Genomic DNA, 26,958 nt, shown 5'->3' with positions numbered 1-26,958 from the left:
CGTCGTGATCCTGAGCGATTCGCTCAGCGCAGCATCTCCGCGACCAGGAAGGCCAGTTCGAGGGACTGCTGGGTGTTCAGGCGCGGATCGCACGCGGTCTCATAGCGATCCACCAGATCCAGATCCGAGATGTCCTGCGCGCCGCCGAGGCATTCGGTGACGTTCTCACCGGTGAGCTCGATGTGCAGGCCGCCCGGATGGGTGCCGAGCGCATGGTGCACCTCGAAGAAGCCCTGCACCTCGTCGACGATGCGGTCGAAGTGGCGGGTCTTGTAACCGTTCGAGGTCTCATGGGTGTTGCCGTGCATGGGATCGCACTGCCAGATCACCTGGTGGCCGGTGGCCTGCACCTTCTCGATGATCGCGGGCAGCACCTCGCGCACCTTCTGATTGCCCATGCGGGCGACCAGGGTCAGGCGGCCGGGCTCATTGTTGGGATCGAGACGCTCGACGTATTCCACGGCCATTTCGGGCGTGGTGGTCGGGCCGATCTTGAGGCCGATCGGGTTGGCGAGCAGTTCGGCGAAGGCGATATGCGCGCCGTCGAGCTGACGGGTGCGCTCACCGATCCACAGGAAGTGCGCGGACAGGTCGTAGAGGGTCGGCTCACCGGTGGTGGGGTGCGCGCTCAGGCGCAGCATGGCGCGCTCGTAATCGAGCACCAGCGCCTCGTGCGAGGCGTACAGGCGGGCCGAGGACAGGTTCGGGTCGTTGACGCGACAGGCCTTCATGAAGGCGAGCGCGCGATCGATTTCGGCGGCGAGGGCTTCGTAGCGGGCGCCGGCCGGGGACTGGGCGACGAATTCGCGGTTCCAGTCGTGCACCTTGTGCAGGTCGGCCATACCGGCGGAGGTGAGGGCGCGCACCAGGTTCATGGCGGCGGAGGCATTGGCGTACGCGCGCACCAGGCGGGACGGATCATGTACGCGCACAGCGGGATCGGCGACCAGGGAGTTCACCATATCGCCGCGGTAGGAGGTCAGGCCGAGGGAATCGGTATCGGAGGAGCGCGGCTTGGCGTACTGGCCCGCGATACGCGCGACCTTCACGACCGGCAGGCTCGCGCCGTAGGTGAGCACCACTGCCATCTGCAGCAGGGTGCGGATATTGCCGCGGATATGCGGTTCGGTGTTGTCCGCGAAGGTCTCCGCGCAGTCACCGCCCTGCATGAGGAAGGCCTCACCGCGCGCCACCTCGGCCAGGCGCGCCTTGAGTTCCTCCACCTCGGCGGGCACGCAGATGGGCGGCACCGACTCCAGCACGGTGCGCATCTTGGCGGCCTGCTCGGGATCCCAGGACGGCTGCTGCAATGCGGTGCGAGCCAGCGCGTCATCGAGTCGCCGGCGTAGCTCGGCGGGCAGCGGCGGAAGTTCCGGCAGGCGATCGATCGGTACGTCGACGGTCCAGTTCACGAGTTCAGAATACGGACCGCGACAAACCGCTCGGACTACACCCAGGGCTGGATTACCCAACACCACGTGAACCGATCTTGACTTGCCTCGGCGCCGGGCCCTGACCCGCCCAGGCGAGCTGGCATCCGGGGAACATAGGCTGACTTGCTGGACGATCCAGTGAAACCGACCGTTAGGCAACCAGTTGATTCGCGCTCACCTCCGGCTCCGGCTCCGGCATCTACTGCCGGAGCCGGTGTTGAGGTCAGCTGGATTCATGAGGGGCATATCGCGCGATAATTTCTCGTGCCCACGCGAGCAGATCGTCAACGCGCTGACCGATCGGCTGTCTGGTCACCCACAATTCCAAATTTTCCGGACGATTGTCGCGTTTGTCACCGTTGAGGTGATGAATGTTCTCGCCCGGAAGGAGTTTCCTACCGAGAACGTCTTCCATGATCCAACGATGTTCCAATACCCAGCCGCCCTCCGGCGGGCGGATCATCCAATATCCGGAAGACGAAAGTCTGCGACCGTCCGCTCTGCTTGTTCTGCGTCGCCCGGGCGAGCCTCTCCCCGGTGCGGCGGCCACCGATCCCCATCGCCGAATCTGCGTCTGATGTGGACGACACACGCCCTTGATCGGCGTGCCTGCACGTGTGCAACCGGTGACAGTGCACGGCGGATATCCGCGCTTGAGTTTTTCGAGGTAATGCCTGTTGCACAATTCTCCGGCAGAGCGCGGGCGGACAGGTTTGAAACATCCTTCCATGGTGCATTCACGTCCCATGCAATACCCCCACAATCGGTCTTATGGACGGATCCAATTCTACTTGAAAGGACACGGATCGCTTGAGGTATTTTTATGATTGCGAATTCATTGAGGACGGGGTCGTTATCGATCTTGTCTCCATTGGAGTCGTGAGCGAGGACGGCCGCGAGTTCTATGCGGTGTCAACCGAATTTGATGCCGAAAAAGCCGGTCCGTTTGTTCGACGGAATGTATTGCCGAAATTGCCGCCACCGTCGTCACCGTTGTGGCGCAGCAGAGAGAAGCTTCGCGAGGACCTCTACCGCTTCCTGATCCCCCGTCCCGGCATCGAGCCGGAGATGTGGGCATGGGTCGGCGCGTATGACCATGTGGCGCTGTGTCAGTTGTGGGGCTCGATGGTTGATCTTCCGAACGCACTCCCTCGATACACGAATGAACTGCGCCAGCACTGGGTGCAGCATGGGCAACCGACACTTCCACCCATCCCGAAGGATGCGCACGACGCACTCGCGGATGCTCGGCACAACCTGGCGAAATTCGAGGCCATCGAGGCGCACCGCAGGCAGACGTCGGACACTCGGCGCGTGCACTGAGGAACTGCCCGTCCCCCGCTTCGGGGGCAAGGTAATCAAGGGCTGCGACGACAGGCTGAAAGCTGAAAACGTCTCGAGGTGAATTGCTTTCCGAGTAGAGGACACACCTTGATGCGTGCACTTGTTCCCGCCCTGCGTTCCGCCGTCGTGCTGACGGCCCTTGTCGGAGCGGTGGCGGGCGGTTCCGCTATCGCCGCCGCCGATGCTCCGGCAGGGGGCGCCGCGCCGGTCGCCAATCCGTACGGCCCCAACACCGGTAGCGCGGCGCTGGATTGGGGGACGATCTTCCTCGGCTTGCCCACCGGAAGCCTGCAACGGCCCTGCGTCCCGACCGGAAAGCCGTTCGGGAATTGCCAGCTGCTGGGCTGACACCGAACTCGGCGGCCTGTCGATCTGCGCCGGGCGGGCCTCCGGCATTCGGCGGTAGTGCCCGCCCCCGGCGTCGGGGGCAGGGGAAACGCGGTCTGTCACAGCGGGATACGGGTCTGAGAACGTCACGGGTGAATTTGCAGCCCGATCAAAGGACCCGCTTCATGCGTGCACTGCTTCCTGCCCTTCGTACCGCCGTCGTGCTGACGGCCCTTACCGGGGCGGTGGCGGGCAGTTCCGCGATCGCCGCCGCGGCTCCCGTCGTCGGCTCTCCCACCGAGGTCGCGGCACCGGCCACGTCGATGCCCGTCGACAATCCATTCCCCGATACGGGTAGCGCGGCGCTCGATTGGGGGACCATCTTCCTCGGCCTGCCCACCGGGAGCCTGCAGAAGCCCTGCGTCCCGACGAGCAAGCCGTTCGGAAATTGCTCACCATTGGGCTGAGCTGAGTGGTGCGCTGGGCTTTCACCGAGTCTCGGCGAACGCGAATTCCCTTGCGGCGACGCGTAGTCGGCGGTGCTGGGGGACCGTGGCGCGGCGGGTGAAGACGGCGTAGTCGGAGCGTTCGATTTCGTCGAGGATCGCGCCGTAGAGGGTGGCGGCGGTGCGGATGGCGGGGCGTACGCGCGGGGTGAGCAGGTCGATTCCGGGGACGGCGCGGCGGTAGATGCCACGGTTCACGGCGATGAGGTGGGCGAGGGCCCGGCGGACTCGGGGGTCGGTGCGGCCGGTGTCGTTGCAGTGCTTCAGCAGTTCTTCGTCCACGCCGAAGGCCGCCAGTTCGTCGGCGGGCAGGTAGATGCGGCCGCGGTCCAGGTCCTCGGCGATATCGCGCAGGAAATTGGTGAGCTGGAAGGCTTCGCCGAGCGCGGCCGCGGCCGGTTCGGCCTCGGCGACGGGAACCACGGTGCCCAGCACGGGGAGCAGTTGCAGGCCGATCGCGGCGGCGGAGCCGCGCATGTACTCGCGCAGGGCGTCCATGGTGGGGTAGCGGTCGCGGTATTGCGGTCCGCCCGGAATATCCATGCGCATGGAGTCCAGGAACACCCAGAAGTGTTCGGGCGCAATGTCATACCGCGCGATGGTGTCGGAGACCGCGAGCAGGATGCGGTCCGCGCCACCGGCTCCCGGTGCGTGCGCGAGTCGTCCGCGTAGCTCGTGCTCGATCCGATCCAGTTGTGCCGCAGAGTGTTCCGCGCGCGTCGCCGCGGTGCCGTCGTCGACGATATCGTCCACCATGCGCGCGAACGCGTACAGCGCGTGCACGGCCGGTCTTCGTTCCGGCTCCAGCAGCCGGGTCGCGAGGAAATAGGTGCGGCCGTGTTCGGCCGCGATGCGGCGGCAATCCCGGTATGCGAGTTGGAGTTCGGCCGAGCTCATGCCGCGCTGGGCGGCGCGCTCACGCTCGCCGGGGGATGGACGTGCGAATTCGCGCTGAGCTTGAGCGGGTCGATGGTGCGCAGCGATACCGCCGCCACCACGGCCGCGAAGGTGGCCAGTGCGACATGCCAGAAGCTGTACAGCCCGATGGAACCGTCCGGCTGGAATACCAGCATCAGCCACGTACACAATCCGACCAGCACCTGAAGTGTGGTGGTGGACAGCGCGAATCCGGCGGCCAGCGCCAGCGGCCACGAGTAGTACCAGGGCAGCGCCGCGGGGGACAGGATCACGATGGCCACGAACGCCACGGTGATGCCGAAGACCGCTTCCCGCTCGGTATGCCGGAACCGCCACCACGCCCACACCAGAATCACGACAAGCGCTATCGCGCACAGGAATCGGGTCACCGACAGCACCGATTCCATCCGCAGCGGCGTCACCCAGGTGGTCATATGCGCCATGATGGTCGGCAGCGACAGCCAGTTGATGATCTTCTTCGAACCGGACAGCGCGGTCAGCCAGCCGATACCGACATCGGCCAGCGCCGACGCGGCGGCGAAGACGAGCCCGAAGACCGCCACACCCAATCCAGCGATCTTGGCGAACATCAGCGCGGGATGCGGCAACTCGCCCTCACCCTGCGCGGCACGCCGCTCACGTTCGTGGATCATCCATATCCACACCAGGAATGGCAGTGCGATACCGGCCGTGGCCTTCACGCCCACACCGACCGCGACGACAACGATTCCGGCCACGTGATGGTGTTCGAGCACCAGCGCGATACCCGCCGCCATCAATCCGACCATGAGCATTTCGTTGTGCACGCCGCCGATGAGATGAATCAGCACCAGCGGATTGAGCACCGCCAGCCACAGCGCGGTGGTCGGCCTGCCGCCGAGATGTTTGGTGAGATGCGGTACCGCCCACATCATCAGCGCCAGCCCGGGCAGCATGACCAGGCGCAGCGCGATCGTCCCCGCCACCACGTTATCGCCGGTGATGGAGGTGATGCCGCGTGCCAGCAGCAGGAAGATCGGCCCGTAGGGGGCGGTGGTGGTGGTCCAGACCGGGCTCACATTGTCCAGCAGCACACCGGGATTCACCACCGGGCCGACCTGGTACGGATTGAAGCCGTCGCGCAGCAGCGCGCCCTGCGCCAGATACGAGTAGGCGTCGCGGGAGAACATGGGCACCGCGAACAGCAGCGGGAAGATCCAGATGCCGACGATGGCGCGCAATTCGTTCAGCGTCACCTTGGCATTGGGGATCGTGCCGAGCGTCGCGCGACCCAGCCGCACCCACGCGGTGATCATGGCCAGCACACCGATCCAGACGAACACCGTCGACAGCGCGTACCCGTGCCCGAAGCGCAGCCACGACAGGTGCGCGGCCTCGAGCAGCGGATCGTTGCGGCGCACACTGCCCGCCCCGAAACCGCCGAAGGTGATCATGACCGCGCCGAAGAAGCCGAGCAGTGCGGCTTTACCTTCGGGACTGCGCACGAAGTCGGCCCAGTTGCGCACCCAGCGATGCTCGGTGTTCGCGATGACGGCGGGTTGCGGGTCGAGAGTGGTAATGGTGACGTCCATATCGGGGGTCGGCATCGGTGGTCGTTCCCCCCGGAAAGGTCAGCGGCGCCCGCCGCAGTGGTTCAGGACGCGGTCAGTCTAGTGCTTGTGCGGCGGTGCCACCGCCCCGGCGGGGGAGGTTCCGGCCCGGGCATGTCGTAGATCACCTGTGATGCGGGTCGCGGCGAGTTTTCCGGACAGCAGCACGGTCGGCACGCCGACGCCGGGAACGGTGCCCGAACCCGCCAGAACGACATTGTCGCGACCCGGAACCAGGTTCCGGGTCCGGAAGGGACCGGTCTGGCGGAACAGGTGCGCGGCGGAGAACGGCGTGCCCGCGAGCATGCCCCTGTTCTTCCAGGTCTGCGGGGTGTCCACGATATCGATGCGGAAGTGCCGCGAAATGCCTTGATAACCGCGCGCTTCCAGGGTTTGCAGCAGTTCGCGCAGGTAATAGGGGGCCAGCTGATCCCAATTCAAGGGTGCGGCATCGAGATTGGGGCAGGGTGCCAGTAGCGACAGCGGCTCGTACCGGGTGGTGTCGGACAGGTGCCCGGCCTGGTCGATATGCGGTTCGACCCGGTCGATGTACAGCGCCGGATCGGTGAGGGCGGGGCGGGTGAGCAGCAGCGAGGGGTCCGTCATCAGCTTGCCCCGGCCCGGGCGGGCGGCGATCTCGGTGAAGGTGCGATCCCATTCCCGGCCGAAATCGATGGTGTGATGCGCCTGAATCGGCCAGGCGGCGGCGATATCGGCGGGAATGGTGCCGTGCGCGACCACGGCGGAGGGGGAGGCGCGCAGACCGCGGCGGCGGCGCAGGCCGAAAGCGGGTAGCGAGCCGATATCCGCGGTGAGTACCACCGCGTCGCACGGGATGGTGCGGCCGTCGGCGATTCGGACGGCTGTCGCGCGTCGGCCTCGATAGTCGATACCGGCGGCCTCGGTATTCAATTCGAGCGTGCCGCCCGCATCGGTGAAGGCTCGTGCGAGTGCGTCGGCGATGGCGCGCATTCCGCCTTCGGGATACGACACGCCCAGGCAGGTGTCCATATAGGGAATCGCGCCGTACACCGCGAGCGCCTGATTCGGTGCGGTGCCCGCGAACAATGCCTGAAAGCTGAACAGTCGCGACAACTGCTCATCACCCATGAGCTTGCGTACGCGCGGCCCGAGCCGTCCGAAAGCGCCCAGCCGCAGCAGCTTCAACAGCGCGCCGCGCTTATCCGGGTACCGCACCATATCGAGCGGTGAATCGAAGTTGGTGTCCATGAAATGCCCGAACTCGGATTCGTACACCCGCCGCAACCAGTCGCGCAGCCGCCGATACCGTTGTCCCGCAGCGGCATCGCGCACCCGGGTGACCTCGGCGGTCATCTCGTCCGGATCCGAATACACCCCGACGCTCGTCCCGTCGGCGAACCGCGCCCGATATGCCGGTGCGAGATCGATGATCCGCAGCCCGACCGACTCGCGGGTCCGGCCGACCGCCGCCAACGCCTCGTCGACCAGTCCGGGTACGGTCAAAATGGTTGCCCCGGAGTCGATCTCATAATCGGGACCGCGATACAACCCGACCCGCCCGCCCGGATGATCGGCCCGCTCCAGCACCGTCACCTGCCGCCCCGCACCCACCAGATGCAGCGCCGCCGCCAGCCCGGAGAGCCCCGCGCCCACCACGACGATCCGATCGGTAGGTCCCGCAACAGTTTTCATATCGGTACTGCTTCCTCGTCGGTATCTCATCCGCGCCAGGGGCAGGATCAGTAAGCCCGGGCCGTCGCCGCCAATGCCATGGATCGCAATTGCCGTTTGGCATCGGCCGTCGCGGTGCTCGCGTCCAGGGCCTCGAGCGCCCGGTCGGTGAGATCGGTGATGCGCGCCTCGACCGCGTCCACCGCGCCGAGATCGGTGAGTATGCCGCGCAATTCGGCGACCTGCTCGGGGGTGACATCGGTGCCGAGGCTGCTGCGCAGCAGTGCGGCGGCAGCGGGTGCGGTGACATCGGCGCGGCTCAGCGCCTCCGCGATGAGGACGGTGCGCTTACCTTCGCGCAGATCGTCGCCGGACGGTTTACCGGTAACGGCCGGATCGCCGAAGACGCCGAGCAGATCATCGCGCAGCTGGAAGGCGATGCCGATATCGGTGCCGAATTCCCGGTACGCGGCGATCAATTCATCGTTCGCGCCCGCGAGCGCCGCACCCAGGTGCAGCGGTCGTTCGATGGTGTACGCGGCGGTCTTGAATCGGTTGATCAGCAGTGCGGCCTCGACGGATTCATCCCCGCCCGCCTCACCGTGGATATCGAGGATCTGCCCGCTGAGCACCTCGGTGCGCATGGCCGACCACACCGGTGCGAACCGATGCTCGGCGTCCGCGTCCAATCCGGCGCTGCGGGTCATGTCATCGGCCCAGGCCAGCGCCAGATCGCCGATGAGCACCGCGATGCTCGCACCGTAGTGCGCGGAATCGCCCGCCCACGCGCCACTCAGATGCCGGGTCTCGTAATCCACGTGCACGGTGGGGAATCCGCGCCGGGTGCGCGAGGAATCGATGATGTCATCGTGAATGAGCGCCGCGGCCTGCACCAATTCCAGTGCGGCACAGGCGGTCAGCACCGCGTCGGCCTGCGGGTCGGTGGCATCGCGCCCCGCGCCCAGCCATCCGGTCCACGCGAACGCGGGCCGGGTGCGCTTCCCGCCGCGCAGTACGAAATCCTCCAGCGCTCGCGCCGTGTCGGCCACCACCGGCCCGAGCGGTGCGATGATCTCCTGCCGGGTGACGAAGAAATGCGCGAGTCGTTCCTCCACGGCGGCGACGAGCGATCCCGCGCCGACCGGCTGACGTGTCGGGGTACCGGGTCCGGCGGACAGAGGATCCTCCTGTGGTGGGGCCGCACCCTCGGCGCGACGCGTGCACGTCCCCGCCCGGGGTTCGGCGACGATTTCCGAGGCGAGCGCGAACGCTCGAACTCAGCTGAGAAGTCGCCGACCACCGACGCCGCGAGACCAACAGTGGCCCGCTCGGGGGTTCGCCCCGACTCTACCGAGCCACCCGGTACGCCGACCCAACCGGTCAGGCGGTCCGAACCGTCCGGGCCGGGGTGTCGCCAACCGCGGCGATGTGGTGCGGGTCGCTTCGGTGCCGGGGCGAGGGCTTTGCGCTGGTCGTATTGTCCGCTTCGGTGCGGGGAATAGGTGTCGTCGCAGCGTGTGAGGCCGGGTCTCGGCAGGCCATCGGCTCGAATGCCCTTAAACTGGGGCCGTGAGTTTCGACAATGTACGGGGATATTCGACCCCTGGCCGAGTTTCCCGCACACCGCAAGGGTCCGGAACTCGCTCGATCATCCAGCAGCTCGGGCCGCGCCCGGACGGGTCGGTGCCGTTCTCCGTCGAATTCAATCCGCCGCGCGACGCGGCCGGTGAGGCGCGGTTGTGGCGGGCGGCACGGGAGTTCGAACGCCTGCACCCGGCCTTCGTGTCCATGACCTACGGTGCGGGCGGATCGACCCGCGATCGCACCATTCGGGTCACCGGTCAGCTGGCGCGCGAGACCACGCTGCTGACCGTCGCGCATCTGACCGCCGTGGATCACAGTGTCGGCGAACTGCGGTCGATCGTCGGGGCGTACGCGGATTCGGGCATTCGGAATCTGCTGGTGCTGCGCGGCGATCCGCCGGGTGATCCGCTGGGGGAGTGGGTCAAGCATCCCGAGGGCGTGGAGTACGCCGAGGAACTGGTGCGCATGGTGCGCGATCTCGGTGACTTCCACGTGGGCGTCGCCTCGTTCCCGCAGGGGCATCCGCGTTCCACCGACCTGGAACAGGACACCGGGCATCTGATCGCGAAACTCCGTGCGGGCGCGGAATATTCGATCACCCAGATGTTCTTCGATCCGGAGCACTACTTCCGGCTGCGCGAACGCGTCGCCAAACTGGATCCGGCCGAGGGCGATAAGCCGATCATTCCCGAGCTCATGCCGATCACCTCGCTGCGCACGGTGGAGCGCGCGGTCGAACTCTCCGGCCGTGAACTTCCCGCCGGGGTTCTCGAGCGCCTCCGCAAGGCCGCAGGTGACGGTCCGGAGGAGAATCGGGCGGCCGTTCGCGCCGCGGGTATCGAGATCGCCACCGAAATGGCCCAGCGGTTGATCGACGAGGGCGCGCCCTGCCTGCACTTCATCACCCTGAACTTCGCCAAAGCCACCAGCGAAGTGCTGGCGAACCTCGGCTACACGGTCACTGCCGCTCCCGTGCACGCCTGATTGTCGCCCGGCATGCCGGGCGAAATGTCGGAATTGCACTGGTCAGACGAGTAGCGTCCACCCTCGACCGCGATGTTGAGGAGCCCGCTATGCCCGTGTCACGCAATCTCGTCCGCATAGCAGGCGCGCTATCTGCCTGTGCACTGCTCGCCGCAGCCGGACCGGCAAACGCTGAGCCACCCCACCCCGTGCACCCACCGGCCACGGCCGACGGCGGTGCGACATCGAACAGCGGTGCGGTCACGGCGAACGGGCAGAGCGGGGTGTCGGCGAGCGGGACCGCCGATCCCAGCGGTGAGGGGCTCGGTGCCGCGCTCGCGCGGGGTGCGGCCGCTGCCATGGCGCACGGACTGAGTCCGCGGGACACCGCCGCGGCGGTGAGCACCATCGCGCGCGCAACCCGGATCGCCGGGCCCTCCGACTGGTTCGCCGCCTACGGCGAAACCCTGGACGGGCTACAGCAATTGGGGGTGCAGCCGTTCCTCTACCCGACCGCGGCCCCCTTCTGTCTCGGCGGGACCGCGCTCGGTATGGCCCCCGCCGTCGCGGGCGCGATCCCCGGCCCGTGGCCCAAATACGCCGTTTCGATTCCCGGTCTTGATCTTTCGGCCGTGAAGGCGGGTCAGACCATGTTCGCCTTCGTCCCCTATGGTCTGAGCCCGGACGGTGCGGACACCTCCGGTATGCAGGTCGTCTGGTTCAATCTCACCTCGGGTAAAAGCGGTTTCGCCCCCATGGGCTCGCTCTCCCATGTCCTCAACGGCATGCTCCCGCCGCAGATCCCGAATGAACTGCGCCCCATGGTGGAACAGGCCGTCCACGACTTCTTCCTCAGCGCCCTTCCGGCGGGCGGCGTCCGCGCCGTCCCCGTCGACACCGGCTCCGGCACCGTCCTGGCCACCATGTTCGGCGTCGTCAACAACGCGGGCCGCTCCTGCTTCTTCCTCCCCACCATCGGCATCACCCCGGTCCCGTAACCCGGGCCGAATACCGCCGTCCGTCAACGGTTGTCGTCGAGCCCCCGGCCCTTCCACACGAGCGCACCGGTCCGGTGTGCCCGATGCGATCGCACCGACAGGACCGCGTAGGCCGCTATCGACAACGGATGTGCCACCGCCGAAACAACATTCGCACCGGTGAGCCGCCCGCCTTCCTCGCCGGAACGGGCCAGCAGCCTTCCGGCGACGGCGGCGGCGTACCCGAGGAGACCTATTCGGCGAACCCGTCCTCGCCCCGTCAACGCGGCCAGGGGAGGTAGCCAGTAGGTGAGAGCGGCGTAGCCGCCGACGGCGATGCTGCCCGCGACTCCGCCGTAGGCCGTCCACAGCCAGCGGCGGTAGCCCTCATCGAGTTCGCTTGCGCCCCGGTACATCCGGGTCGAGGCGATATGGCCGCCCGCCACCAGTGCGGTGCGATGACCGGTGCGGCAGAGTTCGCGTGCGATGGCGAGGTCCTCGGTGATCCGATCGGCCACCGCCGCATGGCCGTCGATCGCACGGTAGGCGGCGGCGTCGAACACCAGGAACTGGCCGCACGCCACCGCCATCGAGGGAAACAGCGTCGCATTGCCCAGTGCGACAGGCAGTGTCGATGCCCAGGACCAGGCCAGCAGGGGCTGCACCAGTCGTTCGGCCGCCGTTTCGGCCTGCTGTGCGGGCCACGGGCAAACCAGACTCGCCCCGGTTCGGCGCAATTCGTGAACGCCCGCAGCGAGTGCGCCGGGGCTCAGCCGCACGTCCGCGTCGAGGAAGATCAGGACTCCGGAATCGGTGCTGTCGTGCCCATTTTCGAGCGGTCGGGGGGTGTACCCGCCCACGGGGCCAGGACCGATCGGGTCGACGACCCCGTCGAGATCGTCCGCGTTGGAAGCCAATAGCGCGCACGCGGCGTTCTTGCCGGTCCAGCCGGGCGGGGGTGGAATATCGTTGCGCAGCAGCGTGAATCGGTGGTCCCCGCCGATGGCGTCGAGCGCCGCACGGTAGGTGTCATCACCGGAATCGTCGTCCAGTATCAGCACCCTGAGCCGTGGAACCCCCTGCTGCGCACGCAGATCCGCGATCAGATCGGGCAGGCGATCGGCCTCGTCGCGGGCGGGGACGCATACCGTGACCGGTTCGGTCACCTCGGCATCCCCATCCCGCAACTGCCGCAGCGTGATTCGGTTCACCAGTGCGGTGCCCGCGCCCAGGACGGCGAGCACCGTCCCGGCCCGCACCGCGAATTCACAGGTGCGGTGGGTGTTCACACCCGCGTATCGCGCTTGGTGCGCAGCCAGCGCGCGGCGCGCACGTACTTCGGCGGATCCGGATTCCGGGTCATGTACGCCAGGACCGCGACGACCGCCGCCACCGCGAGGGTGATACCGCCGACGATTCCGGCCCAACCGGCGAACGAGCGCGTATTCGGGTCGGAATAGCCGACTTCGGCGCGCAGCGTGGACACATCGCCCGCGGGCAGTTTCCACGTCACCACCGAATCACCCTCGCGGGTGCCGTTGGTGGTGGCCACGCGCGCCGGGAACGCCACGGTGAACTGCACATCCGAACCGTGCGGCGGCAGGCTCTTCAAATCCACGCGCCCGGTGAGGGTGACCAGATCGCCGACCCGGTTGAACTGCAGCGTGAACATGCCCTGCGTCTGATCGGACAGCGAGCCCAGCTGCTGCACCTCACCGAAGGTCAGATCGTCGAAATACACCTGGCTGCCGACATACCCGTCCTGCGAGTAGCTGTCGACGCGCACCTTGCTGGACAGTGCGTCGGGCGCTTTGAGCTGCGGCCCTTTGTCCTTGTCGTTCTGCGGTACCGCGGCGGCCACGATGCGCCCGGATACGCGGTCATTAGAGGAGACGCCCATCGACACCTGTACGCGCAGGCATCCGGTCAGCATGACCGCGAGCGCCGCGAACAGCATGACGGCTGATATCCGCATCCATCGGCGCGGTCGCCGAGTCTCCGGTTCCGGCGTCGCGGATTCGAGCGGGTCGTCTGCTGTGGAGGTGATCGGACTCGGCACGGCTCACATCGTGCCATGGCCCAGGGGCCACAGTGTGATTCGACGGGCCATCAGCCCCCGAACCAGCGGAATCCCGAGCACCCCCAGCCCCGCGAACCCGTAAATCGCCGATATCGGCAGTCCCAGGAACACCGCGTGCGCCAGCGTCGACCCGAGCCAGGTCCACAGGAATACCGCCACCGGCACCACCCGCGCCGCACCGGTGTCGATCGCGGTGCGATCCCACACCTCCAGCAGCATCGCCATCAAAGCGGCCACCGCCAGCCAACCCAGATAGTTCGTCAGCGGAATCTGCGCAAGCCCCGGTAACCCGGCCGCCCCGGACTTCCACTCCCACTGCCCATCCGCCACCATCTGCGGATCCAGAAACAGATCCCAACCCACCGCCCCGAGCATCGTGAGCCAAACCCGCGGCATCGGCAGCCGAACTCGTGGCGCCGTGCGCGAAACCCGCTCGCCCACAGCCGAACTCAGCAACCCCGCCACAATCCACACCGGATAGATCCCCCCGGTCCACGCCAGCGGCACCACCAGTGGCACCCCCGCGACCTCCGGTCCCAACCGCCCCACCGCGTACTCGTACGCCCCGAACGGCACCCCCGTAGCCGTCCCCACGATCTCCGCCGCCAGCCCGATCCCCGACACGATCACCAAAAATCCGGCAGCCCACCGCACCCCGCGCGTCAACCCCGCATGCACGAGCGCTGTCAGCGCCGACAACCCGACCACCGCGACGGTCACCCGATCCCGAGCCACCCCGTCCGTCAGCGGATAACTGATCTGCACCAGCACCAGCAGCACGGCGGGCACCGCCGCCACCACGACCGTGCGACTCACCCGTCCGTGCGCGAGCAACTGCCCGTATCGCGCCCCCGCACGTACCGCCTCCCACGGTCGACGCATCCGGTTCCCCGAGCTTCGCCGCGTCGTTCCAGGTTCGGTACCCACGGCGATTCGCCGATCCCGCTCCGCTCCAACCGCTTCGACGTCCGACATCATCATCGAGTAACCGCCGGGCTGGGCAGCCGAGGGGGATCGCCCGTCCGGGACGCCTTCAATTCCCTCGGCATCGGTGGTGGTCCGACTCGATTCCGCGCGTGCCGGGGATAGGTCGCCACTCATCGGCGGGGCAGGCGCAGTCGAGTGGGCCGCAGGTCGCGCTGGATCACGCGGGCGACGCTGCGGCCGCTCGCGCCGGAGACGCCGCCGCCCGGGTGGGTGGACGCGCCGGTGAGATAGAGGCCGGGTGCGCCCGGGACTCTGTGGTGCGAGAGTTCGGGGAGGGGTCGCCACATGAACATCTGGTCGAGGGACATCTCGACGTGCATGACATTGCCGCCGAGCAGGCCCATTTCACGTTCCAGGTCGGCGGGGGTCTGCACGAAGCGGTCGCGGACGGTGGCGGCGAAACCCGGTGCGTGCGCGTCGACTTCGGCGATGATGCGGTCGCCTTCGCGGTCGGCGTGGTCGCTCCAGGAGCTGCCGTCGGCCAAGGCGTAGGGATGCCATTGCGCCCAGAGCGACAGTTGATGTTCCCCGGGTGGGGCGATACTCGGGTCGAGGGCGCTGAAGCTCATGGCGAGCACGACCGGGCGCGGTGGCAGATCACCGGCGAGCGCGGCACCGTGGGCGCGGCGCAGGTGGCGGCGATCGGTCACGAGAAGTTGCAGGCCGTGGGCGGATTCGCCGGTTTTCGCGCCCGGGTACTCGGGTAGTGCGGTGGTGGCGGCACGCACCACCATGCCGATGCCCGGGCCCACCCGGATGCGGCGTCGCCAGTCGTCGAGGGTGTCCGCGTCGAAACCGCCCTGCTCCAACAGTTTCAGCGTGGTGAGAATGTGCGATCCCGCGATCACGGTGTCCGCGTACAGGTTTCGCCCGCTCGCGGTCTCGACCCGCCAGCCTTTCCCGGACCGTGCCAGCGACACCGCGGCATCCCCGGGACTGATCACCCCGCCATCGGCCCGCAATCGCGCCGCGAGCGCGGTCGTCAAGGCCCCACTACCGCCGACCGCCCGTCCGGGCGGCAGCGTATGCATGAGCGCCGCGAATCCGACCATGGGCGCGGAGCCGGGCTCGGACATGGGCGGCCCGGATTGCGCGCCCCACCATGCCAGCGCCGCTTTGAGCCGCTCATCGTCGAAATAACTGTCCAGCAGCGCGTCTCCGCTCTGCAGGAACTCCCGCGACAGCGCGCTCCCGCCGCCTTTCGCGTCCAGCCCCCAGAACGACTTCAATAGTCGCCCCGGAGTGGGCGCACCGGAAAAACTCCGCATGACCCGCGCGGTCCGCGGTCCCCACACCCGGACGAATTCTCGATAGGCGGCGGCATCGCGCGCCCCGCACGCGGCGGCGATGGAGGCGCAGGTCGCCTCCACATCGCGATGGAACACGATCGGCGGCACGTCGACCCCGGGCGGCGCGGGCGCGAAAGCCCAAGGATCACAGTCGATATACCGCAGCCCGAACTTCGCGAGTTCGAGTTCCTCGATGATCCCGGTATGCCGGATCATGATGTGCGCCGACGACCCGCGATCCACCTGATGCCCCGGAAACCGCTCCACCGTCGACACGGCCCCGCCGAGCACGGTATCGCGTTCGAGCACCTCCACCCGATGCCCGTCCCGCGCCAGATAACAGGCCGCGACCAGTGCGTTGTGCCCCGACCCGATGATCAGCACACTCACAGCGGCAGCCGCCGCCCGAGCACCGCGAACTTGCGCGTGTCGCCCGAGAAGATGAAATGCCTGACAACGTCCCCGAATCCCTGCCGGCGATACAGCTTCCACGCCCGGTTCGCCTCGGCGTCGACCTCCGGGGTGGACAGCAGCACCATGCGCTCGGGCCGGTTCTGCAGCAGCCGGGTGAGCAATATCTCCCCGATGCCGCGCCCCTGCGCGGCCGGGTGCACATGCAGTTCGGTCAATTCGAAGTAGTTCGAAAGCAGTTCGCGCGCAGCGTGTTCCGGCCATCCGGTGCGCCGCATACCGCTGTACACCTGCTGATGCCACCACTGGTGCGCGGCACCGTGATACCCGTAGGCGATGGCGACGATCGGCGCGGTGCGCAGGTCCAGGCGCCCGTCGTCATCGGGTAGCACCGCCGCCACGGCCTGCCAGCCGGGCCGGGTGGTGTGCTCGGTCCACATGGGCGCGCGCTGATGTTCGGTACCGCGCGGATAGTCCATCGCCGCGACGTATACCGAGAGGGCGTCATGCAGCCGGACGCGCATGGTCGCCGCCGACAGATCGACGACGACGGGTGCGGGCGTGGTGTTGGGGGTGACGGCGGTCATCGGGCAGGCGCAGCTCTCGTTGGCGCGGACGGATGGTCCGACGATAGCGCCGTTCTCGCCTGGCGTTGCCGCGTGGTCGAGCGCCGGAACTTGTCGGTGGGTGTCTTTAGAGTCAGACTCAATTGAAACCTTCGAATACCTGTTCGATCTTTCTGGAGGCTCTTCTCGCCCTGAGGGGGTCCCGTGGAGTCGGGGTATGCGAGTGGGGAGGTACCCGATGTCCGGTAGAAACCAACGTCCGGCCCATCCCGGGCGCGCCGGTGAACTGCTACGGCGTGCGGACGGCCTGTTGATGCAGGCCGCGGGGGAACAGGATCCGGCCGAGCGCTTCCGAACGGCCTATCTGGCGGCATTGCGCGGGGCGGGCGCGGTGCTGGCGCTCACGGGCGCGGATCGCGCGCCCCGGGCGCGTTCCCGCAATGCCTGGGTCATGATGCAGGCCGCCGCACCGGAATTCGTCATGTGGGCCGACTACTTCAGCGCGCAGTCCGAAACGCGGGCCGCTTTGGAGGCCGGATTGCCCCGTCCGGTCGATGATCGGCGCGCCGACGAGTTCTCTTCGCGGGTAGGCGCATTCCTGCACGATGTGGAAGATCTGCTGGCCCAGGCATCACGATTGGGTCCCGGTACGGGCTGGGTTGCCGGAATGCTGGCATGACTATCGGCGAGTAGGTGGTAGGTACCTGATCGAACTCGTATTATTGGTGGCAGACAGCCGCCAACGCCGGCTATCTGTCGCTTACCCGGAGGCGACCGCCACCACCTAGTGCCGGGGGAGGTACCGTGCCACTCTCCGAGCACGAGCAGCGCATGCTCGAACAAATCGAGAGCGCGCTCTATGCTGAGGACCCCAAGTTCGCCTCGACGGTTCGGGGCGGACGCTTACGATCCGCCACCGGCCGGCGCAGACTTCAGTCGGCGGCTTTGTTCGTCCTTGGTCTGTTCCTGCTCGTGGCAGGCATCGCCGCGCCCATCAAGCTGGGCGACTTCCCGATCATCAGTTTGATCGGATTCATCGTCATGTTCGGCGCGGGTGTGCTGTTGCTGACCGGTGGCCCTGGGATGAAGTCCCAGGGTGGCCGCGGCAGTGATGGTCATCCGTCGTCGGGCAACGGTCCTGGCGGCGGCCAGGGCCGGCCGAAGAAGTCGGGCGGGTTCTCATCTCGTATGGAAGACCGGTTCCGCCGCCGGTTCGAGCAGGACAACTGATCGGTCCGCTCCTTACTACTAGGGGCGGCTGTTCGGCTAACTGAAACAAGAGCGACACGCCGTGGCGCCACACCGATTTGAGGTGTGGCGCCACGGCGTTTCTTGTGGAAGTTGAACGGCGTGTCGATGCCCTCCCGGCCTTCCCCACCTCCCCCCACGGGTTTCCCCCACGCTCACCCACACTCGCCGGAAATGCGCGCTATCTGCGGGTTTGCTGACTGTTGTCGGGTCCTGCCCGCCGCGTGCCGCGCGTGTCGGGGGAACTGCGGGGAAAGTTCCCCACCCGCGTGATAGCTGGTGTGACCTGCGAAGTTCGCCAAGCGGGGACTGAGATCACCCCCGCTTTCGATTGAAAGTGGGGGAAAGTGGGGTAATGTGGAGCGCGCACTACAGGAGGCCGAACAGTCGAGAGGGTGATCCGGTAGGAGGTGCTGGGACTTGTTCCTCGGTACCTATACCCCTCGACTGGACGACAAAGGGCGACTCACGTTGCCTGCGAAGTTCCGGGACGATTTGGCGGGAGGGTTGATGGTCACGAAGGGTCAAGACCACAGCCTTGCCGTGTATCCGAAGGAAGAGTTCACCGCGCTCGCGCGGCGAGCCGCCGCCGCGTCCCGAAGCAATCCGCAGGCCCGCGCGTTCGTCCGGAACCTGGCCGCCTCCTCGGATGAACAGCGTCCGGACGCACAGGGACGCATCATGTTGTCGGCTGAGCATCGTCGCTACGCGAACCTCTCGAAGGATTGCGTGGTGATCGGCTCGGTCGACTTCCTCGAAATTTGGGACAAGACGGCGTGGGAGAGCTACCTCGCCGAGCATGAGGAGGATTACTCGCAGGCCAGAGACGAGTCGCTGGGCGGAATTTTCTAGCCCACAGCGAGGCGAGTGCCCTGCGGCCTCTGCCCGACGCGGACCCTGACGTACTTCCCCAACGCCAGGTGCCGCGCTTCGGTCAGAGACCCTGGGGCATTGGCCATCGATTCAGTGCTTAGTCCGAATCGCAAGCGACCCGTCAGCGGCCGTGCGACGAATGTGAGGTCCGGGAGGTCGAAGGTGCACCCAGGCAATGACGGCCCCCGCCATGTCCCGGTTCTCCTCGATCGCGCCGACGAAATCCTCGGTCCCGCTTTGGGTCTCGACGGAGCCGTCTATGTGGACTGCACGCTGGGCCTCGGTGGTCATGCCGAACACTTCCTGCGCACCTACCCCAATATCCGCCTGGTCGGACTCGACAGAGATACCGAGGCGCTGAAACTGGCGGGGGAGCGACTAAGCCCGTTCCAGGACCGAATCACGCTGGTGCACACCAGGTATGACGGTATCGCCGACGCCCTCGAAGAGGCCGGGCTGCCGCCTACCGGTTCCGTGCGCGCGATTCTCATGGACCTCGGCGTGTCCTCCATGCAATTGGACGAGGCCGATCGCGGTTTCGCCTATTCGATCGACGCCCCGCTGGATATGCGGATGGATTCCAGCACCGGCCCCACCGCGGCCGATGTGCTCAATACCTACAGCCACGGCGATCTGGCCCGGGTGCTGAAGGTCTACGGTGAGGAACGCTTCGCGGGCAAGATCGCCTCGGAAGTGTTGCGCCGCAGGCAGAAAACACCGTTCACCACCAGCGCCCAGCTGGTGGAGGTGCTGTACGCCACCATTCCGGCCGCGGCCCGCCGCACCGGCGGTCATCCCGCCAAGCGCACGTTCCAGGCGTTGCGCGTCGAGGTGAATCGTGAGCTGGAATCCCTCGAAGCCGCGGTGCCCGCCGCGCTGGACGCGCTCGCGCCCGGCGGCCGGATCGTGTTCATGAGCTACCAGTCCCTGGAGGATCGGGTGGTCAAGGCGGAGCTGGCCAAGCGCACGGCTTCGCGCACCCCCATTGACCTGCCGGTCGAATTGCCCGGAATGGGACCGGAATTCAAGCTGCTGACCCGGGGCGCGGAAAAAGCCACCGAGCAGGAGATCGAAGACAATCCGCGGGCCGCTCCGGTGCGCATGCGGGCGGCGGAGCGTATCGCAGGGGAGGTTGCGCAATGAGCGGGCAAGTGCGGAATCGGCGAGCGGACACGGCCGGGGAGTGGCGGGCAACGCCCGTCCGGGAATACCGGACTCGGAGGTGGCACGCACGCCCGTCGTGGAACGGGGCCGCCCTATGACCATCAAGACGCAGAGCACCGGCCGGGGGGCGCGCCGGGCACAGGCCGCCGAACACGTGAAATCGGGTGCGGCACAACGCGCCTATGCCCGCCGTAAGAGCCGGGAGCGCGCGGAATTGCCGCCGGTGCTGCGGCGGATGGGCGGTGCGGACGCACCGCGCGGCCGCATGTCGTTCGTGGCCACCATTATCGCGCTGCTGGGCTGCGGGCTGGCGCTGACGCTGCTGCTCACCACCCGCGCCACCGAGGACAGCTATCAGCTGGGCGCGGCCCGGCGCGGCAATGAGCAACTCTCCGATGAGAAGGCGGCCTTGCAGCGCGAGGTGGAAGCGGCCGATTCGGCCCCCGAATTGGCCCAGCGCGCAGCCGAACTCGGCATGATCCCGGCCAAGGATCCGGCCCGCCTGGTGGTGGGGCCCGATGGTCAGGTCATCGTGATCGGTGAGCCCAAGCCCGCACAGGGCGGTCCGGTGCCGCCGTTGAACACCACGCCCTCGGCCCCGCCCCCGACCGCGCCGCGTGCGGTGCAGACCCAGGGTGAGCGTCCGGTGCCGGTGACCACGACACCGCCGACCACCGCGCCCAATCCGGCTACCGCGCCGCAGAATCCGGCGTCGCAGTCCCCGGCGCTGCAGGCCGCGCCGAATGGAACGCCTCGATGAGTTCTTCCCGCGCGGTGCGCGGCGGTCGTGATTCCGGCCGGGGACGGGCGGCCGCCGCGCGCAGCCGATCCGGCTCCGGCCGTGCGGGTTCCGGACCGGGGCGCAGCGCCAGACCGCGCACCGCCGCGGGTATGGACGGCTCCACGCGGTTCCGGTTCGGGGTGGGCCGGGTGCTCATGCTGCTGGCCCTGCTGGTGACCGCGGGCCAATTGCTCTGGATCCAAAGCTTTTCCGCGCCCATGCTCTCGGCGCAGGCGGCCAGTCAGCGCACCGTGAAGTTGCCGGATCCGGCCAAGCGCGGTCCGATCACCGATCGCTACGGCAATTCGCTCGCCTTCACCATCGCCGCGAAGGCGCTGACCTTCCAGCCGGTGAAGGTGCGCAAGGATCTGGCCGAGGCGCACGACAAGGATCCGAAGAAGCCGGAACCGGATGATCGCCTGCAGGCCATCGCGAAATACATTCACGACAAGCTCGGCAACGCGGCTACGGAGAAGGATCTGCTGACCAAGCTGCGCAGTGATGAGCCGTTCGCGTATCTGGTGCGCAATGTGGATCCGCGCATCGCGGCCGATATCAATCTCCAGTTCCCGGAGGTCGGCACCGAGCGCCAGGATATGCGTGAGTATCCCGGTGGTTCGCTGGCCGCCAATATGATCGGCGCGACCGGCTGGGACGGGCACGGGCAGATCGGCCTGGAATCGGCGATGGACGCGATCCTCGCCGGTTCGGACGGTTCCATGACCTACGACCGCGGTTCGGACGGCGCGGTCATTCCGGGCAGTTGGCGTGATCAGGTGCCCGCGGTGAACGGTTACGGCGTCGAGCTCACCCTGGATCAGGATCTGCAGTACTACGTGCAGCAGCAGGTGCAGCAGGCGAAGGATATGTCGGGCGCGCAGGCGGCGTCGGCGGTGGTGCTGGACGCGCATACCGGTCAGGTGCTGGCGATGGCCAATGACAACACCTTCAATCCCGCGATGGGCCCGCAGTCCTGGGCGCAATCGGATCTGGGCAATCCCTCGGTGGCCGAGGTGTACGAGCCCGGTTCGGTGAACAAGATCGTCACCGCGGCCGCCGCCATCGAATACGGACTCACCAATCCCGATGAGGTGCACGAGGTTCCGGGCGCGATCAGCCTGGGCGGTGTCACCGTGCACGATGCCTGGGAGCACGGGGTGGCCCCGTATACGACGACCGGCATCTTCGGTAAGTCCTCCAATGTGGGCACGCTCATGCTGGCGCAGCGCGTGGGCGAGGACCGCTATTTCGACATGCTCAAGAAGTTCGGCCTCGGTCAGCGCACCGGTGTCGGCCTGCCCGGTGAGAGCGCCGGCGTACTGCCGCCGCGTGATCAGTGGTCCGGTTCGACCTTCGCGAATCTTCCCATCGGCCAGGGTCTTTCGATGACGACGCTGCAGATGACGGCCATGTACCAGGCCATCGCCAATGACGGCGTGCGGATTCCGCCGCGCATCGTCAAGGCCAAGATCGCCCCGGACGGCCGTCGCACCGAGGAGGAGCAACCGGACGGGGTCAAGGTGGTGAGCCCGCAGACCGCGCAGACGCTGCGGCAGATGTTCCAGGCCGTGGTGCAGAAGGATCCGCGCGGAATCCAGTCGGGTACCGGCAGTCCGGCGGCCATCGAGGGCTATCAGGTGGCGGGTAAGACCGGTACCGCGCAGCAGATCGATCAGAAGTGCCGGTGCTATTCCACCGACCGCTACTGGATCACGTTCGCCGGTATGGCCCCCGCCGACAATCCGCGCTATGTGATCGGCATGATGCTCGACGCACCCGTGCGCAGCTCCGACGGCAGCGGTGGCGGATCGGCCGCGCCGCTGTTCCACGCCATCGCGTCCTGGGCTCTGCAGCGCGATCGGGTGCCGCCGTCACCACCGGCCAAACAGCTGATTCTGCAGGCGAGTTAGAGCGGATAGGCGATGGACGTGACGTACACCGCGCCCGGCTCGCGCCGGGGCGGGTGACCGAACTCCGGCGTGCCGATCGCACGGTGACCGAACACAGGTAACCTGACACGTCGATCCGAGTCCGAGTACCGGATTCGCACCTATGACCTTCGATGAACACCGTCCCGGAGAGGAGCTTCGTGCCCGCGCAAGACAGTCCGCAGGTACTTCGGCCCGCCGCACCGCCGGTGACCGCCCTGCGCACGGTCGCCGAGCTCACGAACGCCCGTCCGGCCGGTGCGGCCGGAATTCCGGCGGATGTGCAGATCACCGGTATCGAGCAGCGTTCGAACGCGGTCCGGCCGGGTGATCTGTTCACCGGTCTGGCCGGTGCGCAGGCGCACGGCGCGCGTTTCGCGCACGATGCGGTCGAGCGTGGTGCGGTCGCCGTGTTCACCGATCCGGCGGGCGCGGAACTGATCGGCGAGATCGGCGTGCCGGTGCTGGTGCACGATGCCCCGCGCTCGGTGCTCGGCGAATTGTCCTCGGCCCTTTACGGTGATCCGTCTCGCACGCTGCGCATCATCGGCATCACCGGCACCTCGGGTAAGACCACCACCTCGTATCTGGTGGAGGCGGGACTGGCCGCGGCCGGATTCCGCACCGCGCTGATCGGCACCATCGAAACGCGTATCGGCGGGCAGCGGGTGCCCTCGGCGCTGACCACCCCCGAGGCCCCGCAATTGCACGCCATGTTCGCCGTCATGGTGGAGCAGGGTGTGCAGGCGGTCGTCATGGAGGTCTCCAGTCACGCGCTGGCGCTGGGCCGGGTGGACGGGGTGGCCTTCGCGGTCGGCGCGTTCACCAATCTCTCCCAGGATCACCTCGACTTCCACGCCGATTTCGAGGATTACTTCGCCGCCAAGCGCCGCCTGTTCGTTCCCGGTGATTCGGCCGTCGTACCCGCCGCGACAGCGGTGCTGTGCATCGATGACGAATGGGGCGTCCGGCTGGCCGGTGACGTGACCGTGGCCGCGCTCGCGGACGGCCGCCCGGAACTGGTGACGGTGACGACAACCCCTGGCGTACAAGCGGATTGGGTGGCCGGTGCGGCCGTCCCGGGTGCGGCGAGCCAGCGGTTCGAGGCATCCGGGCCGGGCGTGAAAACCGATGTGAGCCTGCGGCTTCCGGGTGCGTACAACATCGCCAACGGGCTGCTCGCACTCGCCGTCTGCGCCGCCGCCGGAGCCGAAGTCGGCACCGCCGCAGCGGCTTTGGGTGAAGTCGATGTGCCCGGCCGGATGCAGCGGGTGGAGCGCGGACAGGATTTCCTGGCCGTGGTCGACTACGCGCACAAGCCCGCGGCCATCGAATCGGTGGTGGCGACCCTGCGTGCGCTGCTGGCCGAACAGGGGCACGGACGCCTGGCCGTGGTGGTCGGCGCGGGTGGTGATCGCGATGCCGGTAAACGCCCCCTCATGGGTGCGGCCGGAGCGCGCGGCGCCGATCTGCTCATCATCACCGATGACAATCCACGCAGTGAGGAGCCTGCGGCCATCCGCGCCGCGGTCCGTGCCGGAGCCGATGCGGTTGCGCCGGATGAACGCGGAGAGGTCCGGGAGGTCGGGGACCGGGCGCAGGCCATTGCCGCCGCCGTCGACTGGGCGCAACCCGGCGATGTGCTGCTGGTCGCGGGCAAGGGACATGAAACAGGGCAGGAGATTTCGGGAGTGAAGTATCCGTTCGACGACCGCGAGGTGCTCGCGGCGGCCTTGTCGCGAAGGACGAGGGACCTGACACATTCATGATCGAGATGACTTTGCGGGAGATCGCGGACATTGTCGGCGGCACGCTGCACGACGTCCCCGACCCCGATGCGACGGTCACCGGAGCGGTCGAATTCGATTCGCGCCGAATCACTTCCGGTGACCTGTTCCTGGCGCTGCCGGGTGAGAAGGCCGACGGTCACGATTTCGCCGAACGCGCGGTGGCGGCCGGAGCGGTGGCCGTGCTGGCCGCGCGCCCGGTCGGTGTCCCCGCCATCGTGGTGACGCCGCAACCGCATGCCAGCCGCGCCATCGCGCTGGCGTACGACACCGACGGTTCCGGTGCGGCGGTGCTCGGCGCGCTGGCCAAGCTGGCGCGCGCCAGCGTCGATCGGCTCGCGGCGGCGGGCACGCTCACCGTGGTGGGCGTGACCGGTTCGGCGGGCAAGACCTCCACCAAGGATCTGCTGGCGGCCGTGCTGGCCCCGCTCGGCGAGGTCGTCGCCCCGCCCGGATCGTTCAACAATGAGCTCGGCCACCCGTGGACCGCGCTGCGCGCCGACGCGAACACCCGCTATCTGGTGCTGGAGCTCTCCGCGCGCGGACCCGGACATATCAAGGCGCTCACCGAGATCGCGCCGCCCGCGGTCGGCGCGGTGCTCAATGTCGGCACCGCGCACCTGGGCGAATTCGGCAGTCAGGAAGTCATCGCCCAGACCAAAGGCGAACTGGTCGAAGCCCTTCCGGCCGACGGCCTCGCCGTGCTGAACCTCGACGACCACCTCGTCGCCAAGATGGCCGCACGCACACAGGCCCGCGTGGTCACCGTGGGTATGGCCGCGAACGCCGATGTGCGCGCCACCGACGTGCACATGGACGAGCAGGCGCGGGCGCGATTCACGCTGCACCACAACGGCGAATCCATCGAGATCCAACTCGCCGTGCACGGTGAACACCAGGTCGGCAATGCGCTGACCGCCGCCGCGGTGGCCCTGAACCAGGGCGCGTCGCTGGAGACGGTGGCGCAGGCGCTCTCCGGTGCCAGCGCCGCCTCGGCCCGCCGCATGGATGTGCGCACCCGCGCCGACGGTGTGACCGTCATCAACGACTCCTACAACGCCAATCCGGATTCGGTGCGCGCCGCGCTCAAGGCGCTGGTCACCATGTCCCGCGCGGCCGGTGCGGACGGGCAGGGCCGCGAGATCGGCCGCCGCCGCAGCTGGGCCGTCCTCGGCGAAATGGGTGAGCTGGGCGACGATTCGGTGATCGAACACGATCGCATCGGCCGTCTCGTCGTGCGCTTGGACGTGGACCGGCTCATAGTGGTCGGGACCGGGCGGCCCTCGCACGGTATGCATCAGGGGGCGGTGATGGAGGGTTCCTGGGGTGAAGAGTCGATACTGGTGCCCGACCTGCGAGCCGCGATCGAGATTCTCGACGCCGAACTGGAACCGGGTGATGTGGTGCTGGTGAAGGCGTCGAAGTCGGTGGGGCTCTGGACCGTTGCCGAGCATCTGCTGGAGGCCGCGCGATGACTCAGATTCTCTTGTCGGCGGCCATCGCGCTCGCCGTCTCGATTCTGCTCACCCCCGCGGTGATCAGCTGGTTCGCCAAACAGGGCTTCGGCCAGGAGATTCGGGTCGACGGCCCGGAGAGTCACAAGGCCAAGCGCGGCACCCCCACCATGGGCGGCGTGGCGATCCTGGCCGGTATGTGGGCGGGTTACCTTGGCTCACACCTGATTTCGATGAGCTACGGTGAGCCCGGCCCGTCGGCGTCCGGTCTGCTGGTGATGGGCCTGGCCACCGCGCTGGGCGCGGTCGGCTTCCTGGACGACATGATCAAACTGCGCAAGCAGCGCAATCTCGGGCTCACCGCGGCGGGCAAGTACATCGGACAGTTGGCCTCGGCGGTCATCTTCGGTGTGCTGGCACTGCAATTCAAGGGCGCGAACGGGTTGACCCCGGCCAGCAGGCATCTGTCGTACACCCGCGATATCGCCACCGTGTCGATGAGCGTGGTGGTCTTCCTGCTGTTCGTCAGCCTGGTGGTGGTGGCCTGGTCCAACGCGGTCAACCTGACCGACGGCCTGGACGGTCTCGCGGCCGGTTCCATCTCGCTGGTGCTGGGCGCGTACATGATCATCACCTTCTGGCAGTGGCGCAATGCCTGCACCACGCATCCCGAGGCGGGCTGCTACAACGTGCGCGATCCGCTGGATCTGGCGCTGGTCTGCGCCGCGGGCGGTGCCGCGTGCATCGGCTTCCTCTGGTGGAATGCCGCGCCCGCCAAGATCTTCATGGGTGATACCGGTTCGCTCGCGCTGGGCGGTCTGCTCGCGGGCCTATCGGTGACCACCCGCACCGAACTATTGATGATCGTGATCGGCGCGCTCTTCGTCGCCGAGGCCGCCTCGGTGATTCTCCAGGTGGCGGTATTCCGCACCACGCGGAACCGATTGTTCAAGATGGCGCCGTTCCACCACCACTTCGAATTATCAGGGTGGGCGGAAACCACGGTGATCATCCGGTTCTGGTTGCTGGCCGGCATGGCGTCGGCGATCGGTCTGGGCCTGTTCTACAGCGATTACCTCTCCGCGGTCGGGTGAAC

25 protein-coding genes are annotated in these 26,958 nt (G+C 67.5%); 14 read left to right on the top strand and 11 right to left on the bottom strand.

All coding sequences use genetic code 11. The features are described 5' to 3' along the window. Positions 1-23: 23 nt before the first annotated feature. A complete protein-coding gene (locus ACFC0O_RS43110) occupies positions 24-1,412 on the bottom strand; it encodes a class II 3-deoxy-7-phosphoheptulonate synthase (RefSeq protein ID WP_364643741.1) in 1,389 nt (462 codons plus the stop codon). 244 nt (positions 1,413-1,656) lie between these two features. Next, positions 1,657-1,848, bottom strand: coding sequence for an HNH endonuclease (locus ACFC0O_RS43105; RefSeq protein ID WP_375968101.1), 192 nt, complete (start codon positions 1,846-1,848; stop codon positions 1,657-1,659). A 395-nt stretch (positions 1,849-2,243) separates the two neighbouring features. On the opposite strand from ACFC0O_RS43105, the gene ACFC0O_RS43100 reads away from it, so the two are divergent. The 3 genes from ACFC0O_RS43100 to ACFC0O_RS43090 all read left to right on the top strand — a co-directional run bounded on the left by ACFC0O_RS43100 (position 2,244) and on the right by ACFC0O_RS43090 (position 3,571). Further along, entirely contained in the window at positions 2,244-2,756 is a 513-nt protein-coding gene (locus ACFC0O_RS43100) for a polyadenylate-specific 3'-exoribonuclease AS (protein WP_375968100.1), read from the top strand. A gap of 111 nt (positions 2,757-2,867) precedes the next feature. Beyond that, on the top strand, positions 2,868-3,125 hold the full coding sequence (locus tag ACFC0O_RS43095; protein WP_375968099.1) for a hypothetical protein: 258 nt from the start codon (positions 2,868-2,870) through the stop codon (positions 3,123-3,125). A 164-nt stretch (positions 3,126-3,289) separates the two neighbouring features. Continuing rightward, on the top strand, positions 3,290-3,571 hold the full coding sequence (locus tag ACFC0O_RS43090) for a hypothetical protein (protein ID WP_375968098.1): 282 nt from the start codon (positions 3,290-3,292) through the stop codon (positions 3,569-3,571). A gap of 21 nt (positions 3,572-3,592) precedes the next feature. Here ACFC0O_RS43090 and ACFC0O_RS43085 read toward each other — a convergent pair whose 3' ends face one another. The 4 genes from ACFC0O_RS43085 to ACFC0O_RS43070 form a co-directional block, all read right to left on the bottom strand. Then, entirely contained in the window at positions 3,593-4,507 is a 915-nt protein-coding gene (locus ACFC0O_RS43085; RefSeq protein ID WP_375968097.1) for a phytoene/squalene synthase family protein, read from the bottom strand. Then, positions 4,504-6,114: an alpha-(1->6)-mannopyranosyltransferase A gene (locus tag ACFC0O_RS43080; protein WP_375968096.1), complete on the bottom strand. Its 1,611-nt coding sequence runs from the start codon at positions 6,112-6,114 to the stop codon at positions 4,504-4,506. Before ACFC0O_RS43080 ends, ACFC0O_RS43085 begins: the two co-directional genes overlap by 4 nt. Before the next feature lie 63 nt (positions 6,115-6,177). Beyond that, complete coding sequence (gene crtI, locus ACFC0O_RS43075) at positions 6,178-7,791, bottom strand: phytoene desaturase family protein (protein WP_375968095.1); 1,614 nt, start codon at positions 7,789-7,791, stop codon at positions 6,178-6,180. Positions 7,792-7,838: 47 nt separating this feature from the next. Then, on the bottom strand, positions 7,839-8,948 hold the full coding sequence (locus ACFC0O_RS43070; protein WP_375968247.1) for a polyprenyl synthetase family protein: 1,110 nt from the start codon (positions 8,946-8,948) through the stop codon (positions 7,839-7,841). A gap of 391 nt (positions 8,949-9,339) precedes the next feature. Here ACFC0O_RS43070 and ACFC0O_RS43065 point away from each other — a divergent pair, with 391 nt between their 5' ends. Continuing rightward, positions 9,340-10,338, top strand: coding sequence for a methylenetetrahydrofolate reductase (locus ACFC0O_RS43065; protein ID WP_375968094.1), 999 nt, complete (start codon positions 9,340-9,342; stop codon positions 10,336-10,338). An 89-nt stretch (positions 10,339-10,427) separates the two neighbouring features. Beyond that, positions 10,428-11,315 (top strand): hypothetical protein, encoded by an 888-nt coding sequence (locus ACFC0O_RS43060; protein WP_375968093.1) that lies wholly within the window; start codon positions 10,428-10,430, stop codon positions 11,313-11,315. A gap of 23 nt (positions 11,316-11,338) precedes the next feature. Here the strand turns inward: ACFC0O_RS43060 and ACFC0O_RS43055 are convergent, their stop codons facing one another. The 5 genes from ACFC0O_RS43055 to ACFC0O_RS43035 form a co-directional block, all read right to left on the bottom strand. Further along, complete coding sequence (locus ACFC0O_RS43055; protein WP_375968092.1) at positions 11,339-12,583, bottom strand: glycosyltransferase; 1,245 nt, start codon at positions 12,581-12,583, stop codon at positions 11,339-11,341. After that, positions 12,580-13,269 (bottom strand): LppM family (lipo)protein, encoded by a 690-nt coding sequence (locus ACFC0O_RS43050; RefSeq protein WP_375968246.1) that lies wholly within the window; start codon positions 13,267-13,269, stop codon positions 12,580-12,582. Before ACFC0O_RS43050 ends, ACFC0O_RS43055 begins: the two co-directional genes overlap by 4 nt. A gap of 87 nt (positions 13,270-13,356) precedes the next feature. Then, a complete protein-coding gene (locus tag ACFC0O_RS43045) occupies positions 13,357-14,256 on the bottom strand; it encodes a carotenoid biosynthesis protein (RefSeq protein ID WP_375968091.1) in 900 nt (299 codons plus the stop codon). Positions 14,257-14,471: 215 nt separating this feature from the next. Next, positions 14,472-16,040 carry a phytoene desaturase family protein gene (locus ACFC0O_RS43040; protein ID WP_375968090.1) on the bottom strand — a complete coding sequence of 523 codons (1,569 nt, stop codon included), beginning with the start codon at positions 16,038-16,040 and terminating at the stop codon, positions 14,472-14,474. Next, positions 16,037-16,648, bottom strand: coding sequence for a GNAT family N-acetyltransferase (locus ACFC0O_RS43035; protein WP_375968089.1), 612 nt, complete (start codon positions 16,646-16,648; stop codon positions 16,037-16,039). The genes ACFC0O_RS43040 and ACFC0O_RS43035 overlap by 4 nt, the downstream gene beginning before the upstream one ends. Before the next feature lie 217 nt (positions 16,649-16,865). On the opposite strand from ACFC0O_RS43035, the gene ACFC0O_RS43030 reads away from it, so the two are divergent. The 9 genes from ACFC0O_RS43030 to mraY all read left to right on the top strand — a co-directional run bounded on the left by ACFC0O_RS43030 (position 16,866) and on the right by mraY (position 26,956). After that, complete coding sequence (locus tag ACFC0O_RS43030) at positions 16,866-17,306, top strand: SAV_6107 family HEPN domain-containing protein (RefSeq protein ID WP_364643709.1); 441 nt, start codon at positions 16,866-16,868, stop codon at positions 17,304-17,306. A gap of 125 nt (positions 17,307-17,431) precedes the next feature. After that, positions 17,432-17,857, top strand: a complete 426-nt coding sequence (locus ACFC0O_RS43025) for a DUF3040 domain-containing protein (protein ID WP_364643707.1) — start codon at positions 17,432-17,434, stop codon at positions 17,855-17,857. Between the two features lie 438 nt (positions 17,858-18,295). After that, entirely contained in the window at positions 18,296-18,727 is a 432-nt protein-coding gene (gene mraZ, locus ACFC0O_RS43020; protein WP_364643704.1) for a division/cell wall cluster transcriptional repressor MraZ, read from the top strand. 162 nt (positions 18,728-18,889) lie between these two features. Further along, on the top strand, positions 18,890-19,891 hold the full coding sequence (rsmH, locus tag ACFC0O_RS43015) for a 16S rRNA (cytosine(1402)-N(4))-methyltransferase RsmH (RefSeq protein ID WP_364643701.1): 1,002 nt from the start codon (positions 18,890-18,892) through the stop codon (positions 19,889-19,891). Between the two features lie 115 nt (positions 19,892-20,006). Beyond that, the gene (locus tag ACFC0O_RS43010) at positions 20,007-20,672 is read left to right on the top strand and encodes a hypothetical protein (RefSeq protein ID WP_364643698.1); all 666 of its coding nucleotides are present in this window, start codon (positions 20,007-20,009) and stop codon (positions 20,670-20,672) included. After that, positions 20,669-22,603, top strand: coding sequence for a peptidoglycan D,D-transpeptidase FtsI family protein (locus ACFC0O_RS43005; RefSeq protein WP_375968088.1), 1,935 nt, complete (start codon positions 20,669-20,671; stop codon positions 22,601-22,603). Before ACFC0O_RS43010 ends, ACFC0O_RS43005 begins: the two co-directional genes overlap by 4 nt. A 152-nt stretch (positions 22,604-22,755) precedes the next feature. Then, on the top strand, positions 22,756-24,390 hold the full coding sequence (locus ACFC0O_RS43000) for a UDP-N-acetylmuramoyl-L-alanyl-D-glutamate--2,6-diaminopimelate ligase (RefSeq protein ID WP_375968087.1): 1,635 nt from the start codon (positions 22,756-22,758) through the stop codon (positions 24,388-24,390). Beyond that, positions 24,387-25,883, top strand: coding sequence for a UDP-N-acetylmuramoyl-tripeptide--D-alanyl-D-alanine ligase (murF, locus tag ACFC0O_RS42995; RefSeq protein ID WP_375968086.1), 1,497 nt, complete (start codon positions 24,387-24,389; stop codon positions 25,881-25,883). The genes ACFC0O_RS43000 and murF overlap by 4 nt, the downstream gene beginning before the upstream one ends. Then, positions 25,880-26,956 carry a phospho-N-acetylmuramoyl-pentapeptide-transferase gene (gene mraY, locus ACFC0O_RS42990; RefSeq protein WP_364643688.1) on the top strand — a complete coding sequence of 359 codons (1,077 nt, stop codon included), beginning with the start codon at positions 25,880-25,882 and terminating at the stop codon, positions 26,954-26,956. Before murF ends, mraY begins: the two co-directional genes overlap by 4 nt. The last annotated feature ends 2 nt before the right edge of the window (positions 26,957-26,958 follow it).

The organism is Nocardia sp. NPDC056100, from assembly GCF_042266325.1.
Classification (GTDB): Bacteria; Actinomycetota; Actinomycetes; order Mycobacteriales; family Mycobacteriaceae; genus Nocardia.
This window is presented reverse-complemented; position numbering and strand designations above follow the sequence as displayed.